The following is a 15,535-nucleotide window of genomic DNA, read 5'->3' as shown; positions in this document are numbered from 1 at the left end:
CTTACTAGTTATAAGTTGTATACAGTTCCATATGGAATAGTAAGAAAAGAACTTCCATACGGTGTAACATGATGTACTGGGTAAAAATACTCTACGGATGAGTAATATGGTTGTACTCCTTGCTGCTGCATTTGCATTTGTTGTTGCATTTGTAATGCTTGTTGAATAGCTTGGACTGTACTTTGTGCTCCACTATACGTTATAGACGTACCGTACGCTGGTCGCATGCCAGCTTGAGAATTAAAATATGAATAAAACATGATTTTCAACTCACTTCCATATAATTTGTTACAAATTATATTATGATTCTTTATTTCAGTGGGTACTATAAAGCTAGTCCGCTCGCTTATATTCAAATGACAAAATAAAAAAGTAGCTGCTAGACTACCTCGAATTCTTCTTATCACCAAATGAAATGATATACATATTCTCCTGTTACACGCTCATCAATTCCCGCAACCCTAACGAACCTCAGTAAATCCGCCCCTTGAAGAAAATATACCGAAATCGTAACCGGTACTTGTGACCACATGAATTGATAAAGCTCATTCACTCTCTGATTCGTCGTAACAATTAAATCATTTACAGGTCCATGATTCCATGCAGAGGTTTGAACTGAAGTGAAAGAAAGATCTTTTCCATTAACCACTATTCTTGATACGCTTTGAGTTATGTCCACAATAATCCCCTCCAACATTACAAAAATCGGACCTTTTTTAGTTCATATTATTATAAATATTCTTAACTGCAATAAATGTTTAAGGCAAATCCCTAATAAAATTTTTTTATTAATATCCCTTAATTCCCATTACAATCATATAATTTCTAACCTTATTCAATTTTTGTAATTAAAATAAAAAGGCATCTTAATTAGATGCCTTTTACTTATCTTTTAATACAATTCTACTGTTAAAATAGCGATGCCGCATCTGATACAAGCGATAGAATCCTTAAGTTTATGAAACATACAAGAAACATCTTTATCTTCCCATGATAGAGAATTATTCAAGCTTAGGTTATTTATTGCAGTAAATAATCTAGAATTCAATTATTTGTTTTTTCTTTCTTGTTTTCTTTTTAAATAGGCGAAACTTTCTAATAATAAAAACAGATGATTTAATGTAAATGGTAACCCTGCAATTCAGAAGTTTGACACAATCCTGGAAAAAGCTTATAAAGAAAAGTGAGGTTCCGTTATTTTCACACTTAGAAGTGCAGTCATGTTATATACAAGTTAAAATACAGTTTTATAAGTGTGAACGAACTACAAAACTAAAAAACAAATAATAAGTTTGCAACATGTTTGCAAATACGAATTTTGCATATAAATTCGTGTAATATTGAAAGGAGTTTTACTTATGAAAGAAATTAAAACAGAACAAGAATTCAAAGACATCATCGCAAGCGAGGAGCCAGTAGTTGTTAAGTTCTTTACTACATGGTGCCCAGATTGCGTACGTATGGACAACTTTATCGGAGATGTAATGGAAGAGTTCAATAAATTTGAATGGTATTCTATTAATAAAGATGAGTTTCCAAGTATCGCTGAAGAGTATCAAGTAATGGGTATTCCAAGTTTACTTGTATACCAAAATGGTGAGAAGCTAGGCCACTTACATAGTGCTAATGCAAAAACTGAAGAGCAAGTTACTGAGTTTTTAGAAGCATACTAAAATAAAAGCCCTCTGGAAAATATTTTTCAGAGGGCTTTCATCTGTTTTCACAATTATCTTTTGATGTTTTTCATCGTTTAATGAATTACACCCTGTCATTATAAGAATAGTACATAGTAAGAAAAGTATTCGCTTCTTCATCCATCTACCCTCCTATCTCTTTAGTAAATAAACTCTAATTAGGTTCACACCCTGACTTTGTACTTTTCAACATATTTTTCCTTCACGAAACTTTGTTATCCCCTTCTTAAAAAGCTATAAAACGTCAACAATGTTTGTATAGACCCACACGACTTTCGTTTGATACTCTATTTATAGAAAGAAATTCCTTTAAAGAAAGGTGAGTGATTAAAATGGATACTCTTTCTCATAAAGAAGCTGATAAAGGTGCTATTGTCAGCATTATGGCCTACATATTTTTATCCTCTATGAAAATCATCATCAGTTATATTACCCTCTCTAGCGCATTACGTGCTGACGGTTTAAATAACTTAACGGATATCGGTGCTTCTTTAGCGATATTAATTGGTCTAAAAATATCTCGTAAACCTCGTGACCCAGATCATCCGTATGGGCATTCACGGGCCGAACAAATCGCATCACTTGTTGCGTCCTTCATTATGGCAACAGTCGGATTAGAAGTTGTTATTAGTGCCATTCAATCTTTCTTAAATCCGAAACAAGCAGCACCTAATGTACTCGCTGCATGGGTTGCTTTATTTTCTGCTGTCGTTATGTACTGCGTGTATTTGTATACGAAAAAAATTGCAGCACGAACAAAAAGTAAATCACTAGAAGCTGCTGCAAAAGATAATTTATCAGATGCACTCGTAAGTATCGGTACTGTAGTAGGTATTGTCGGTTCTCAGTTCCAAATGCCTATTTTAGACCCTATTGCCGCTTTAATTGTTGGTCTTATTATTTGTAAAACTGCATGGGAGATTTTCGTAGAATCTTCTCATATGCTAACAGATGGAATTGACCCTGATAAAATGGAGGAATACGCTGATGCTATTGAGCATATTGGCGGTGTGGAAAACATTGTAGATATTCGAGCACGTATGTACGGGAATCAAACGTACGTTGATATTACAATTGAAGTAGATGCTCGTATGGATGTTGGAGAAAGTCACTGTATTACCGACAACATCGAAGCTATGCTTCGCAAAAAGTTTGGAATTTACCATGCACACATTCATGTTGAGCCAATGAAAAAAGAACCTATTATGACATAGGTTCTTTTTTTATGAACGTTTTATGGAATATAACACATAAAACGAGCCAGCTACCGCCAGCTGCCCATCCTGCTAATATGTCAGATGGATAGTGCACGCCAAGATATATTCGGCTAACTGAAATAGATAATACAACAAAGCTTGCTATAAGAATAATTAGCAATTTTTTATGCAACGAAATACGATCTTCAGTAATTGTGACGTATGCAATAAATCCTAAAAAAGCCGTAGCATTCATCGTATGACCGCTCGGAAAACTATATCCAGTTGCAGTAACAAGCTGCGTAACATCAGGTCTTGCTCGTTCGTACCATAGTTTAAGCAGACTGTTTAAATAACGAGATCCGTAGTAATTAATTGTTAGAAGCAATGCACTAAGCAACTTTTTTCTAACGAGAAAATACATTACAAGAATAATGAGTAATGGGAAAAATATCCTTTTGGAACCGATAAAAGACACCCAAGTAAAATAGGTCGTCAAATAATCGTTTCGAAAGCTTTGAATAAAATGTGCGACTATATTGTCAAAATTCTCAATACAAGCGGTATGATACGAAAGTGATAATACGACAAAACAAATGAGTAACGTAAAACTTAGCAAGTATAAATGTCGATATCGTTTCACATACATAACCTCACTATGCAAAAAAATGGAGCGGTTGTTTTAGTTTTCCTCTCCATTCCTTTTTTATGCATAGTTTATTAAAAAATATAATTATTAATTTTTTGCTTCATCTCAGGGATATCTTCTCTTGTTACGGTAAAACGAATCACCTTCTCATCAAGATCAAGCGCCTCAGCGAATAATCCAGCTAAACCACGAGATTTTCTATCTACTTCCATAATAATTTCTAGTCGATCGTATGCACGTGGCAAGATTAATAATTCTAATTCATCTAATTTCCCATAATACTCTCCAGAAACTGGAATAAACTCAAATTCTTGTGCGAATGGAACTTGCTTACGTAATCGATGCGGTAATTCTTCACATTCTATATGACGTGCTTTAAACCCTAATTCATTTACACTATCTAAAACACTACTTAATAATGCATTGGGTAACACTTGAACGTAGTCGCGGTCACTTGGGTCTATACTATGTTTAATATCAAGACCTGTATGAATCCAAACCGTTTTCATATCAAGTGTAAGTGGTGCTTCAATTGGCATTGGAAAAGAAAATGGAATTTCAACTTTTTCATTCGGTTCTATAGAAAATGGTTCTGTTAAGCGTACTCGCTCTAAATCATACGTTGCTGTTACTTTTTTATCATCCACTTCTCGTACATACGACGTCGATAATGTTAAGTAAATGCTTTCAATTTGCTGGCTAACTGAACCTCCAGTTATATGAACATTTCCAACTATTTCTTCCCCAACAATATACTCATCTTTTTCAAGAACAGTATCTACCTTTGCACTCCCAATACCAACGCTTGCTAAAAACTTTTGAAACATGGAGTCTCCATCCTTTCTAAAGCAGAAGCTACATCTTGTTTTAAATCTTGTACATTCTCATAGTACGGCGTTTTTATTTGTAACATTCGCATAAGCATTTCGCGATTATAATTTTCCAAAGTTAATTCTTCGTACCATGGTTTTTCCTGTTTTTCATTAGATTCATATCCTGCATATAATAAAAATAACGAGAAATGACCGAGTGCATAAAAGTCGCTACGAAAGTGGACTTCTCGCATCAAAGCTTGTTCACCTTCGTAAGTTGTAGCTCTCTCATCACCCTCACCTTTCCATTTAGCCAATCCAAAATCAATAATACTAATTTGATTTTCTTTCATTAATATGTTTGGAATGCGTAAATCTCGGTGAATAATGCCTTCACTATGAAACACCGATACAATTTCTAATATTTCATATAAAATCTCAAAAACTTCACGTTCTGTATATACATACCCATCTATGAAAATATAATCTTCAAAATTTTTACCAGGCATGTACTCCATCACAAAGAAGCTCTTTTTCTCCCATATGAAATGATCATACAGACTAGGAATTGCATGATGATTTAATGTTTGTAAAATCATTTTCTCTTGTTCAAATGATTTTCTACCAGACTCATATCTTTGTTTACTTTGTCTTAATTGTTTTAAGACTTTATATCTATTTACTTGTAAATCATTAACGACATATGTGACCCCATAACTGCCCATTCCAATTACTGATTCAATTTTATAACGTTCTGCAACAATTGTATTTTTCCGCAGTGGTCTATCAAATAATGCTAGTACACGACGCCATTTCATCAGCTACTTGAAAAGAAGCTACGGCTTTTACGTTTTCTTTTATAATGTTGATGTCCATAACCAGATGAACGTCGTTTATAATCGCTACTTGAATACGAGCGCCCTCTACGACGGTAATCACTACTTGAATACGAACGATATTTTTTCTTTCCTAATAAAGAATCAATAATTTTTTTGAACATCCCTTCACCTCTTGAGTAAAATTTCATTTTAATTATACCAATAATTATTGACTATATTTGTGACAGGTTTGTAAAGAGTAAAAAAACGACGAGTTATGCCCGTCGTTACTTTCATTCATCCTCTTCATCAAAAACTTCATCAATCATGCATTTCTCTAATAAATACTCAAATGTAATATCTGCGAGATCTTCAATTTCTTCTCGTTTCGGGACGTACCCTCTTTCAATTAGTTGCTCATAAAAAAACTCCGCAATCTCTTCCGTATCAATCACGACTTCAATTTCCTTCATGAGCATCACTCCTTTATTTCTGTTTTATGAAAAAATCTCAAAATTATGTATATGAGATTAGAAAAATAGATTTTATTTTTTTATAGGTCATAAGCTTTGGACGAGATGCATACGATTGTAGTACAAGCTATTCAAAGGGGGAAATAATAATGGAAAATCAATATGAAGTAGGACAAACAAAAGAAGAGTTCATGCATGAAGATCAATGGGCAGACTCTCTTATAAAGTGGCTTTTTATTTTTTTAATAATTGTAGGCATACCTTATACTGCATATGTTGTTGTTCAATTTATTCTCTCTTTCTAGTTAACTATTTTTTCTCTGTCAATTTAACTAAATAATTATGAACAACATCCATTACAATTTTATATTCTTCATCTTTAAATGTATCGAACAATAATTGATAATCGTTATAAATATCAAGTAATCCATCAATGATTTCTTGACGATTCGTCTTAACACTCACTTTTTTCGAGTTGTTAATTGACTTTAACTTACCTAAATCTAATTTATTCATACCTGCTTTATCTTGTTTCAGTTTCTTCAAAATTGCATTTGCCGTTTGAGCATTGGCAAGTAACGTTAAATCTGACTCATCCGCTTCTAACCATTCACCATCCGTAATCCGTGACAATTCATAAATTGTATCTTCCCATGCGTCATTCTTATATCTCCATACTTCTGTACGAAAACCAACAATACGGAAAACATCTTTATCATATCCAGTTACTTGCACAAGATCACCAAACGTGAAATTATAATTTAATTCAATCCACTCCGTATCGCCCTTCTTCATATCTTGCTCTGTAACGTGCTGCAGCGTTTGCTCTACGTAAAATCCATCGTGATTATTGACTTCGTATACATAAACTCCATCTAAAACCTTCATATTTGTGATTTTCCCAACGGTTCCATATAGCGTAATCACGACTATGTCCCCTACGTTATATTTAGGTTGTTTTTTTCTTGCCATCTCTATCTCTCCTTTTTTTGACGTCGTGATTTTGATAACAGTATATGCAACCTACATAAAAACGCTTATCACAGAAGCTTATATTCATAAATTTTTTCAATAAAAATTATAATCTTATAAAATTTACGTTACACTCAAAAGAAAAGCTAGTAACTAGACTAGCTTCAAATCAATAAAAAAACATACAGAATACTTCACTTTAAATAAAGTAATGTATTCTGTATGTTTTCAAATAGTTTTTATCTATCTTGTATGTATAAATCCCAGGCTTCATCAAATATAGACATACTTTCTAGCATTCCGCTCAACTCTAAGTATGAACTAATTTCATCATAGTCTTCAGATTGCTTCGGAAAACTTAAATCATCATACATCGCCTCTGCTAAATCTGAAATTTCATTTCTAAATAAAGCTGCACGATGCTTCATCATATAATGGTAAAATGTCTTTTTCAAAAATATTCCCTACCTTTCTAACTTGGGTACATTATACAAGGCAAAAAAGAAAAAAACCAGCATAAAAGCTGGTTAAAAGTCGAAGTAATTTCTTTTTAATAGACGTGGTCTTCCCATTAATTCTTCATATGTTAGTTGTTTTGGTAAATCTTTCGTATAAATTAAAAATAACTGATCTTCAATTTCTTTTACTGTATGGTCTGATTGATAGTCCATCCCGCACGAGGAACAAGAAATACATGGTGTCTTTTGGATTTCAATGGCTTTCGTACCATCTGGTAATTCCCAATATACAGTATTCAAGCTTTCTTTCGCTTCTGTACTGTCACACCACATACAATTCATACTGCATCACCCTCAGTTTTTTTGTCGTTTTCTTCTAATTTAGCCATTTGTGCTTGATATTTTTTATCTTTTAATTGATCACGCTTATCACGTTTATCTTTTAAAGATGCATGAGTATCATTATCTTCGTAGTCTTTACGACGGTTCATACGCTGTAAGTCGTCTGGAACGAGGTTAAATTTCTTATCGCTCATAAGACCTGCGATACCAACATCTGAACGTTTTTCTTCGTAGTTCGGATAAATCTCTTTAAAGTATCCTTCCGCTCTTCCTGGAATATAGCTCTCTGGCTCTGGATACGTCGTAATAACACCTTCAAAGTTACGAAGTACAACTTTATCTGCACTTTGTGAGATTAAATAGTTTGGTTGAAGTGCAATTTTACCGCCTCCACCTGGCGCATCAACAACGAATGTCGGAACAGCATAACCAGATGTGTGTCCACGTAAACCTTCAATAATTTCAAGACCTTTAGATACTGGTGCACGGAAGTGACCGATACCTTCAGATAAATCACATTGATAAATGTAATATGGACGTACACGGATTTTTACTAAGTCATGCATAAGTTTTTTCATAATTGGAACGCTGTCGTTAATACCAGCTAAAATTACTGCTTGGTTTCCGACTGGAACACCAGCATTCGCTAACATTTCACATGCCTTTTTCGATTCTTCAGTAATTTCAATAGATGTATTGAAATGTGTATTTAACCATACTGGATGGTATTTTTTAATAATGTTACATAAATTTTCTGTAATACGTTGTGGGAATACTACTGGTGCTCTCGTTCCGATACGAATAATCTCAACATGCGGAATCTCTCGTAAATTTTTTAATACATATTCTAAAATTTTATCGTTAATTAGAAGTCCATCACCACCGGAGATTAATACATCTCGTACTTGTGGTGTTTCACTAATATAAGCAATCGCATCATCTAATTGTTTCTTCGGTACACCCATTCCAATTTGTCCACTAAAACGACGGCGTGTACAGTAACGACAATACATAGAACATTGATTTGTTACTAAGAATAGTACACGGTCCGGATAACGATGTGTTAGCCCTGGAACTGGTGAATCTTCATCTTCGTGAAGCGGATCTTCTAAATCATATTTTGTTTTATATAACTCTTCCGAAATCGGTACTGATTGCATCCGAATCGGACAGCGTGGATCATCAGGATTCATTAGCCAAGCATAGTACGGTGTAATGTTTAACGGGATCGTTTTCGTTGAAATTTTAACGCCCTCTTCTTCTTCAGGTGTTAAGTTAATTACTTTTCTTAAGTCATCTAACGTTTTGATCGTATTCGTTAATTGCCAAACCCAATCATTCCATTGCTCTTCAGTAACATCTTTCCATAATTCGATATCCTTCCAGTGACGATTTGGTTTGTATACATCATGTAACATTGCTATTCCCCCTTTTTATACGCTCATCCTTTATATAAGCAATAGTTATGCCAACTTTACATTGTTGATAAGTAAATGTGCGGAGAACCCTATTACATAAGCGAAAAAATATTTTTAAGCGTTGTATGAAATCAATACTTAACATTATATTCATTACTTTTTATATATGTAAACGCTCTTTTATTCGTGCAAACACACAAAAACCGCCGATTATTCGGCGGTTTTGTCGTACTTGCTCAGTTTATATTGAAGCGTTTGACGAGGGATACCTAACATTTTTGCGGCTTGTAATATATTCCCTTCCGTTTCAATCAACGCTTGATCTATTAATTCTTTTTCTGTTTGATGAAGTGCTTCTCTAAGTGGCAATATGCTCTTCTTCTTCGGAAGATTCTCTTTCCGAAATGTACGCGGTAAACAATTAGCTGTTAATGTATTACCTTCTGCAATTATGACAGCATGTTCAATCGTATGTTTTAACTCCCGGACATTTCCAGGCCACTGATAAGCTTGCAGTCTATCTTTCGCTTCCTCATCAATTTGAAGTACACCTTTTTTATAACTTTTATTATATTCTTTCAAAAAATAAGATGCTAATAATAGTACATCCTCAGTTCTTTCACGAAGCGGTGGGATATATAATGAAAATACGTTTAAGCGATAATATAAATCAGTGCGAATTTTATTCTCTCGTAAACATATTTCTGGAGGCTGGTTCATTGCGGTAATAACGCGAACATCTACTTTTCTCGTCTTATTATCACCAATTCTTCTAATGACTCCATCTTCTAACACTCGTAACATTTTTGCCTGCAAATCAAGAGGCATTGAATTTAGTTCATCTAAAAATAATGTACCACCATCAACAAGTTCAAATAGCCCAGCTCTTTCAATCGCTCCTGTATAGCTTCCTTTTGTCGTTCCAAACAATAAACTTTCTAATAACGACTCTGGTAAAGCTGCACAGTTTTGTGCAATAAATGGCTTGTTTTTTCTTTTAGAAGCTTCATGAATTGCTTGTACGAACAGTTCTTTTCCTGTTCCTGTTTCACCATATATTAAAACATTTGCGTCTGTTGGTGCTACTTTTTGTGCTAGCTCTTTCGTCTGTTTAAACCGCGTATCATTTGTCACTATCGTCTCAAATGCAGCATGCTTTTTAATCAATTTTTTTCTAGATGACCGTTTTATTTTCGACTGTAAATCAACAATTGTGTCAGTAAGTTTTTGAATTGTAGAGTAATCCTTTGCAATTTCAACAGCCCCGGCAATATTTCCATCTATAAAAATAGGTAACGTCGTATTTACTGTACAAACATCTTCACCATTTAAATTTTGATAATGCTGTACTTGATGTACGATAGGTTTTTTTGTATCTAATACTTTCATCAATGTACTCGTTTCCCTTGATAAAGACGGGAACACTTCTAACAAATGCTTCCCTAACACTTTTTCAATCTTGGATCCATCGTGTTTTGCAGCTACAGAGTTATAAAATATTGTAATTCCATTTTCATCTACAGCGTGTATAGCCTCATCAATGCTGCCCAAAATCGCTTCAATGACTTCTTGTGTCGAAACTGCTAGCAATGTCATCCCCCCTTTTGCCGAAAATCCAGCAATTACATGCCGAATTTTCGGCATACCTATGTGCGATTGTAAGCATGACGATTCCGTTCTATAATTTTGATCAATTTTATATTTTAATTAGTACGGCTTTTTCGAACACCCAGCTCCACCTAACTATTTTGCTTTACAGCCGAATTTTGAGGCGGAATTTTTACTGCTTTCGAATAGCTAGATAAATCTTTCACCCATATATTCATATCTTCCAACTTATCGAAAATGTAGCAATTATTCGCCAGTCTTCCTGTATACGTATAGCCTAATTGATGAAATGCAGCATTCATTCCGAAAGAAAGCGATCGAGCAATTGTATAGGAACAGAAAATAGATTTTTCTCGGAGCTCTTCCTCTAATTTAATTAGTAAACTTTTCATAAATCCATGTTTACGATATTCAGGTAAAGTAGCACAATTTGTTAATTCTGCATTCCCTTCTTTTATATTCATTTCTGCAGATGCTGTACTAATAATTTCCCCCTCAAATTCATACACGTAGTAAATTGTATCGTCTTCTTTCATCGTCTGTAATACATAACTCGCTTCATTTAAAGGTGTCGGATACACTTCAAATACTTTTCCGAATACAGTTGCTAATTCTTCTGCATCTTCTTCAGTCGCTTTTCTCAGCAGAAATTTCTCTGGAACTACTTTTTCTTTTATTTCTTTTCCTTTTACACCGCTTAATATAGTATCTTCCTCAGTCCAATGCATACTATTTCGTCTTTCATCATTATTATATTTCACAAAAAAGTATGCATCGTGTCCTTGAAAATAATGAGGTATCGTTGCTTCCAACAAAAAACCGAAAGAGAGCCATGTTGAAACATGCTCTCCCTTTCCTTTAATAATACATTTAGTGAAAGAATGTTTCTCTGCTAGTTCGTCAATTGTCTGTATAATACTTTCAACATTTCCTGTATAGTGGTCTACTCGGATACGTTTATTAAAATAATCTAAAACGCCTTCTACTGTATAACAATTCGTCTGTTCTCTAAAAGATTCATAGTATTTCATTTTTTCACCTCACACCAATCTAGTAATGTACATGCAATAATTTTTGCGGCAGCTATCATTTTATCAACTTCTATATACTCGTTTGGATAGTGTGCTACTTTTGTCTCTCCTGGACCAAATACTATAGTTGGTACACCTGAGATTTGTGTAAATAAACCTCCATCAGTCCCCCAAGGAGATGCTTCAATAATTGGTTCGTTCCCTTCGATTTCAACAAAGTTATGATGAAGTGCGGTAATAAGTTCATGATTTTCTTCTAATTCACCAGGAACCCATCTCGCTCCAAACCATTCTACTTCTACTGGATTTTCAACAAACCAATTGTCCACATCATTTAATTCAGCAATCCAATTCTCAAATTCTTCTTTTGCCGCCTCTATAGTCTCATTCGGCGCAACACCGCATCTTCCTTCTAAAATTAATTCATCGGGAACAGAACTTGGCCAACTCCCTCCTTCAATTTTCCCAATGTTAATTGGAATTGGAATCGGAATTCCTTTAAATAACGGATCTGTGATTCGACTATTTCTTTTCTCCTCTAGCTTTCTTACATGTTCTATAACAAACATACTTTTTTCAATTGCACTAACCCCTTCATAACGCGTTCCACCGTGTGCTGCTTTCCCTTTTACACGTAGACGAAACCACATGGAACCTTGTTGTTTCGGGAAAAACTTCATATTAGTAGGTTCTGGAATAATGACACCATCTGCCTTATATCCTCGTAATATAGTTGCTAATGTCCCTGCTCCGCCACTTTCCTCTTCTATTACACTTTGAAAATAGATGTCTCCTTTTAATTCAATGCTAGATTCAATAATCGCTTCCATCGCAAGCATGAGTGCGACATTTCCGCCTTTCATATCCGTCGTTCCACGGCCATATATACGATTTCCTATTCTCTCACCACTATAAGGATGATGTTCCCACTGATTCACATCCCCTTCCGGAACTACATCAATATGCCCATTTAATATCATAGATTTCCCGTCGCCACTTCCTTTTAAAGTTGCTACAATATTTGGGCTATCTGAAAAACTTGTACGGGGTGATACAAAATAAGGATGACCTTTCATTTTAGAAAAAGAAGGCTCCCAAATATCGAGGTCTAAACCTAATTCACGTAATTTTTCAATCACAATCGCCTGCGCACCGCTTTCATCACCAGATACGCTCTTTTCTTGAATTAATCGCTTTAAAAATTTTACACTTTCTTCTTCATGACTCTCAATATAATCACAAACTTGCTTTTTTAATTGCTCCACATATTACATCTCCCTTCATTCAATTACTAGTAAGTTAGAACTAATTTGAAAATCAGCTTCTGTATGTCGTTTTACATCTTCTACTGTGTATGGACTCATTAATTCTTGTAATATAAGTCCACTCGGAGTTACCTCCATGACCGCCATATCAGTAATAATTAAATCTACACATTTCTTTGAAGTTAATGGCAATGTACACTCTGAAACAATTTTTGCATTTCCATACTTATCAACATGATTCATCACAACAACGACCCGCTTCGCTTTTTGTGCTAAATCCATTGCTCCACCAATGCCTGGAACACGTTTTCCAGGTACAATCCAGTTTGCTAAATCACCATTTTCACTTACCTGTAATGAACCAAGAATCGTTATATCTAGCAAACCTTTTCGAATCATACCAAACGCTGTACAGCTATCGAAATAACTCGCTCCTGTTATAAGAGAAGTTGGTAAACCTGCTGCGTTACACAAATTTTCATCTTCATTCCCTTTACTTGGTGTTGGTCCCATTCCGACGATTCCATTTTCCGCATGAAACATAACATTTATATCGTCAGGCAAATGATTTGGTACAAGCGATGGTATGCCAATACCTAAATTTACAATCATGCCATTTTGTATTTCTTTCGCCGCTCGCCTAGCAATCTTATCTCTCACTTCTACGCCCATACCCATTTCCAGTTCACTCCTTCCGACGGTACAATATAATTTACGAAAACACCTGGAACGACGATTTCCTCTGGATCTAAACTTCCTAGCGGGACTATTTCTTCTGCTTCTACAATTGTTATATCCCCAGCCATTGCTACGTGAGGATTCATATTTCGTGCACTTTTGTCAAAAACAAGGTTACCAAACGGATCTGACTTTTTCGCATATACAATTGAAACTTCAGCAGTTAATGCTGTTTCAACTAAATATGTCTTACCATTCATTTCAACCGTTCGTTTTCCCTCTTCCACAATCGTATCAACACCTACATCAACTAAAACACCACCAAGACCAACACCACCAGCACGAATGCGCTCTGCTAATGTTCCCTGCGGAGAAAACTCAATTTGTAATCTTCCCTCGTTTAGTTGCCTTCCTGCATTTGGGTTGGAGCCAATGTGAGAAGTAATTAGTGATTTAACTCTTTCATTTGTAACAAGACGACCGATACCTACATCAGGAAATCCAGTGTCATTTCCAACCAAATTTAAATTTGTAACGCCTTTTTCTAAAATTGCCTGTATTAAAGATGGAGGGGATCCAATCCCTCCAAATCCCCCAAACATTAATGTCATATCATCATGGAACAAAGAAATTACTTCCTCAATTTCTTTTAATTTACCGAATGTATTTGTAATAGTTGTCATGCGATACTATGCCCTCCTTTTTGCATCATCTCTTCCACACTTTTAGAGAAAATTGAAAGTAATTCATCTAACTCGGAATATGTAGTTGTCATTGGCGGTGCTACTAGCAGTGCACTATCTTCTTTTCCTGCTTGCCCTGAAACTGCTTGGTATAAAAGCAGGCCATTTTTAGCTGCAACCGAAATAAGCTCCGACGCTTTTGTAAACGGTTGCAATTCTACTCCAATTAGCAACCCTTTTCCGCGCACATCAGCAATGATTGTCGATTGTTGTTGAACTTTCTGTAAGCCTTTTATTAAATATTCTCCCTTTTCTGCTGTTTTTTCAGGGAGATTATGTTTCTCCATATATTCAATAACAGCTAAAGCCGTTGCTGCAGACAATGGATTTGCACTTAACGTATGACCGCTCATTACTGAACGTGATCCACGTAATATTGGTTCCATAACACGATCACTTACAACTGTCGCTGCCATCGGTGTATATCCCGCTCCTAGCCCTTTACCAAGTGTCATAATATCAGGTTCTACACCCCAATGCTCCATCGCAAACCATGCTCCCGTACGACCAAGCCCAGTCATTACTTCATCCGCAATAAATAAAATATCGTAATGGTTGCAAATATCTTTAATGACTTTATAATAGTCTTTTGGCGGAACAACCGCGCCTCCAGCTGCTCCGATAATCGGCTCAGCAATAAAAGCAGCAATATGCTCTGCACCAATTCTTTCAATTGATCTTTCTAATTCAGTCGCACATGCCAGCTGACAAGTTGGATATACCTTTTGAACAGGACACCTGAAACAATATGGAGCTGGTATAGTCGGATAATCTTCCAAAATAGATACGAAACGTTGTCTACGTAGTGGGTGACCAGACATCGATAACGCACCCATCGTAATACCGTGATAACTCATCCATCTCGATAAAATTTTATGCTTACCTTGAATACCTCGCTCTTGAAAATGCTGAATTGCAATTTTCATAGCTGTTTCATTTGCTTCCGTACCACTATTTACAAAGAAACTCCAGTTCAAATCTCCTACACTTAAATCACTTAACTTCTTCGCTAATTTTTCAGCTGGTTCACTCGTAAACTGTGATCTATAAACAAAAGCAATCTCCTCAGCTTGCTTTTTAATAACGTCTGCAATCTCCTTTACGCCATGCCCAATACCTGCCGTAATTGCTCCTGACGAACCATCAAAATATTTATTACCATTTTGATCATACAAATAAACACCTTTTCCATGTGAAATCATTGGATACGGCTGACCAACAAGTGGTTTAATTAAGTAATCGCGCATAGCGCTCCCCCATTTCTCCAATTTGTATATATATATGAAGAAAATTGACGTTTCTTTCATAAAAAAGAATCCTCTGCAAAAGCAGTGAATTTATCAAAAAACTATTATAAAATATACAAATGAGTGCTTAA

At 35.2% G+C, this 15,535-nt stretch carries 20 protein-coding genes; 3 read left to right on the top strand and 17 right to left on the bottom strand.

Translation table 11 applies throughout. The features are described 5' to 3' along the window. Nucleotides 1-8 precede the first annotated feature (8 nt). Together CN409_RS06570 and CN409_RS06565 are read right to left on the bottom strand one after the other, a co-directional pair. On the bottom strand, nucleotides 9-260 hold the full coding sequence (locus CN409_RS06570) for a DUF3947 family protein (RefSeq protein WP_000500101.1): 252 nt from the start codon (nucleotides 258-260) through the stop codon (nucleotides 9-11). Between the two features lie 143 nt (nucleotides 261-403). Next, complete coding sequence (locus tag CN409_RS06565; RefSeq protein WP_000355694.1) at nucleotides 404-679, bottom strand: hypothetical protein; 276 nt, start codon at nucleotides 677-679, stop codon at nucleotides 404-406. A 679-nt stretch (nucleotides 680-1,358) separates the two neighbouring features. On the opposite strand from CN409_RS06565, the gene CN409_RS06555 reads away from it, so the two are divergent. Next, a complete protein-coding gene (locus CN409_RS06555; RefSeq protein WP_000658787.1) occupies nucleotides 1,359-1,673 on the top strand; it encodes a thioredoxin family protein in 315 nt (104 codons plus the stop codon). Nucleotides 1,674-2,026: 353 nt separating this feature from the next. Beyond that, entirely contained in the window at nucleotides 2,027-2,908 is an 882-nt protein-coding gene (locus CN409_RS06550) for a cation diffusion facilitator family transporter (protein ID WP_000380385.1), read from the top strand. On the opposite strand, the gene CN409_RS06545 is transcribed toward CN409_RS06550, so the two are convergent. The 5 genes from CN409_RS06545 to CN409_RS06525 all read right to left on the bottom strand — a co-directional run bounded on the left by CN409_RS06545 (nucleotide 2,898) and on the right by CN409_RS06525 (nucleotide 5,642). Further along, nucleotides 2,898-3,533, bottom strand: coding sequence for a phosphatase PAP2 family protein (locus tag CN409_RS06545; RefSeq protein WP_002082842.1), 636 nt, complete (start codon nucleotides 3,531-3,533; stop codon nucleotides 2,898-2,900). The genes CN409_RS06550 and CN409_RS06545 overlap by 11 nt on opposite strands. 77 nt (nucleotides 3,534-3,610) lie before the next feature. Continuing rightward, nucleotides 3,611-4,366, bottom strand: coding sequence for a sporulation protein (locus tag CN409_RS06540; protein WP_000486635.1), 756 nt, complete (start codon nucleotides 4,364-4,366; stop codon nucleotides 3,611-3,613). Continuing rightward, the gene (locus CN409_RS06535) at nucleotides 4,348-5,169 is read right to left on the bottom strand and encodes a serine/threonine protein kinase (protein WP_000872072.1); all 822 of its coding nucleotides are present in this window, start codon (nucleotides 5,167-5,169) and stop codon (nucleotides 4,348-4,350) included. The genes CN409_RS06540 and CN409_RS06535 overlap by 19 nt, the downstream gene beginning before the upstream one ends. Further along, entirely contained in the window at nucleotides 5,169-5,351 is a 183-nt protein-coding gene (locus CN409_RS06530) for a hypothetical protein (protein ID WP_000473371.1), read from the bottom strand. The genes CN409_RS06535 and CN409_RS06530 overlap by 1 nt, the downstream gene beginning before the upstream one ends. 111 nt (nucleotides 5,352-5,462) lie before the next feature. Continuing rightward, nucleotides 5,463-5,642, bottom strand: a complete 180-nt coding sequence (locus tag CN409_RS06525) for a YozD family protein (protein ID WP_000658451.1) — start codon at nucleotides 5,640-5,642, stop codon at nucleotides 5,463-5,465. A gap of 149 nt (nucleotides 5,643-5,791) precedes the next feature. On the opposite strand from CN409_RS06525, the gene CN409_RS06520 reads away from it, so the two are divergent. Beyond that, nucleotides 5,792-5,947, top strand: a complete 156-nt coding sequence (locus CN409_RS06520; protein ID WP_000431485.1) for a DUF3930 family protein — start codon at nucleotides 5,792-5,794, stop codon at nucleotides 5,945-5,947. Between the two features lie 4 nt (nucleotides 5,948-5,951). On the opposite strand, the gene CN409_RS06515 is transcribed toward CN409_RS06520, so the two are convergent. The 10 genes from CN409_RS06515 to CN409_RS06470 form a co-directional block, all read right to left on the bottom strand. Beyond that, entirely contained in the window at nucleotides 5,952-6,614 is a 663-nt protein-coding gene (locus CN409_RS06515; protein WP_000101498.1) for a hypothetical protein, read from the bottom strand. A 239-nt stretch (nucleotides 6,615-6,853) separates the two neighbouring features. Continuing rightward, entirely contained in the window at nucleotides 6,854-7,069 is a 216-nt protein-coding gene (locus CN409_RS06510) for a YozE family protein (protein ID WP_000750717.1), read from the bottom strand. Between the two features lie 72 nt (nucleotides 7,070-7,141). Continuing rightward, a complete protein-coding gene (locus tag CN409_RS06505) occupies nucleotides 7,142-7,414 on the bottom strand; it encodes a YokU family protein (RefSeq protein ID WP_000995766.1) in 273 nt (90 codons plus the stop codon). Further along, nucleotides 7,411-8,832 carry a lysine 2,3-aminomutase gene (gene kamA, locus CN409_RS06500; protein WP_000902145.1) on the bottom strand — a complete coding sequence of 474 codons (1,422 nt, stop codon included), beginning with the start codon at nucleotides 8,830-8,832 and terminating at the stop codon, nucleotides 7,411-7,413. The genes CN409_RS06505 and kamA overlap by 4 nt, the downstream gene beginning before the upstream one ends. A 210-nt stretch (nucleotides 8,833-9,042) precedes the next feature. Further along, nucleotides 9,043-10,428, bottom strand: coding sequence for an arginine utilization transcriptional regulator RocR (gene rocR, locus CN409_RS06495; protein WP_014895234.1), 1,386 nt, complete (start codon nucleotides 10,426-10,428; stop codon nucleotides 9,043-9,045). A gap of 143 nt (nucleotides 10,429-10,571) precedes the next feature. Beyond that, a complete protein-coding gene (gene ablB, locus CN409_RS06490) occupies nucleotides 10,572-11,471 on the bottom strand; it encodes a putative beta-lysine N-acetyltransferase (RefSeq protein WP_000878599.1) in 900 nt (299 codons plus the stop codon). Then, nucleotides 11,468-12,736 (bottom strand): peptidase, encoded by a 1,269-nt coding sequence (locus tag CN409_RS06485; RefSeq protein ID WP_000436696.1) that lies wholly within the window; start codon nucleotides 12,734-12,736, stop codon nucleotides 11,468-11,470. The genes ablB and CN409_RS06485 overlap by 4 nt, the downstream gene beginning before the upstream one ends. 15 nt (nucleotides 12,737-12,751) lie before the next feature. Further along, complete coding sequence (locus tag CN409_RS06480; protein WP_000525278.1) at nucleotides 12,752-13,414, bottom strand: CoA transferase subunit B; 663 nt, start codon at nucleotides 13,412-13,414, stop codon at nucleotides 12,752-12,754. Continuing rightward, nucleotides 13,399-14,097: an acetate CoA-transferase subunit alpha gene (gene atoD, locus CN409_RS06475; RefSeq protein WP_000208111.1), complete on the bottom strand. Its 699-nt coding sequence runs from the start codon at nucleotides 14,095-14,097 to the stop codon at nucleotides 13,399-13,401. The genes CN409_RS06480 and atoD overlap by 16 nt, the downstream gene beginning before the upstream one ends. Next, entirely contained in the window at nucleotides 14,094-15,404 is a 1,311-nt protein-coding gene (locus CN409_RS06470) for an aspartate aminotransferase family protein (protein ID WP_001205879.1), read from the bottom strand. Before CN409_RS06470 ends, atoD begins: the two co-directional genes overlap by 4 nt. Nucleotides 15,405-15,535: the final 131 nt, after the last annotated feature.

The organism is Bacillus sp. AFS012607 (assembly GCF_002558005.1).
GTDB lineage: Bacteria > Bacillota > Bacilli > Bacillales > Bacillaceae_G > Bacillus_A > Bacillus_A thuringiensis_S.
The sequence above is the reverse complement of the archived record's forward strand: the minus strand, read 5'-3'. Positions and strand labels throughout refer to the sequence as shown.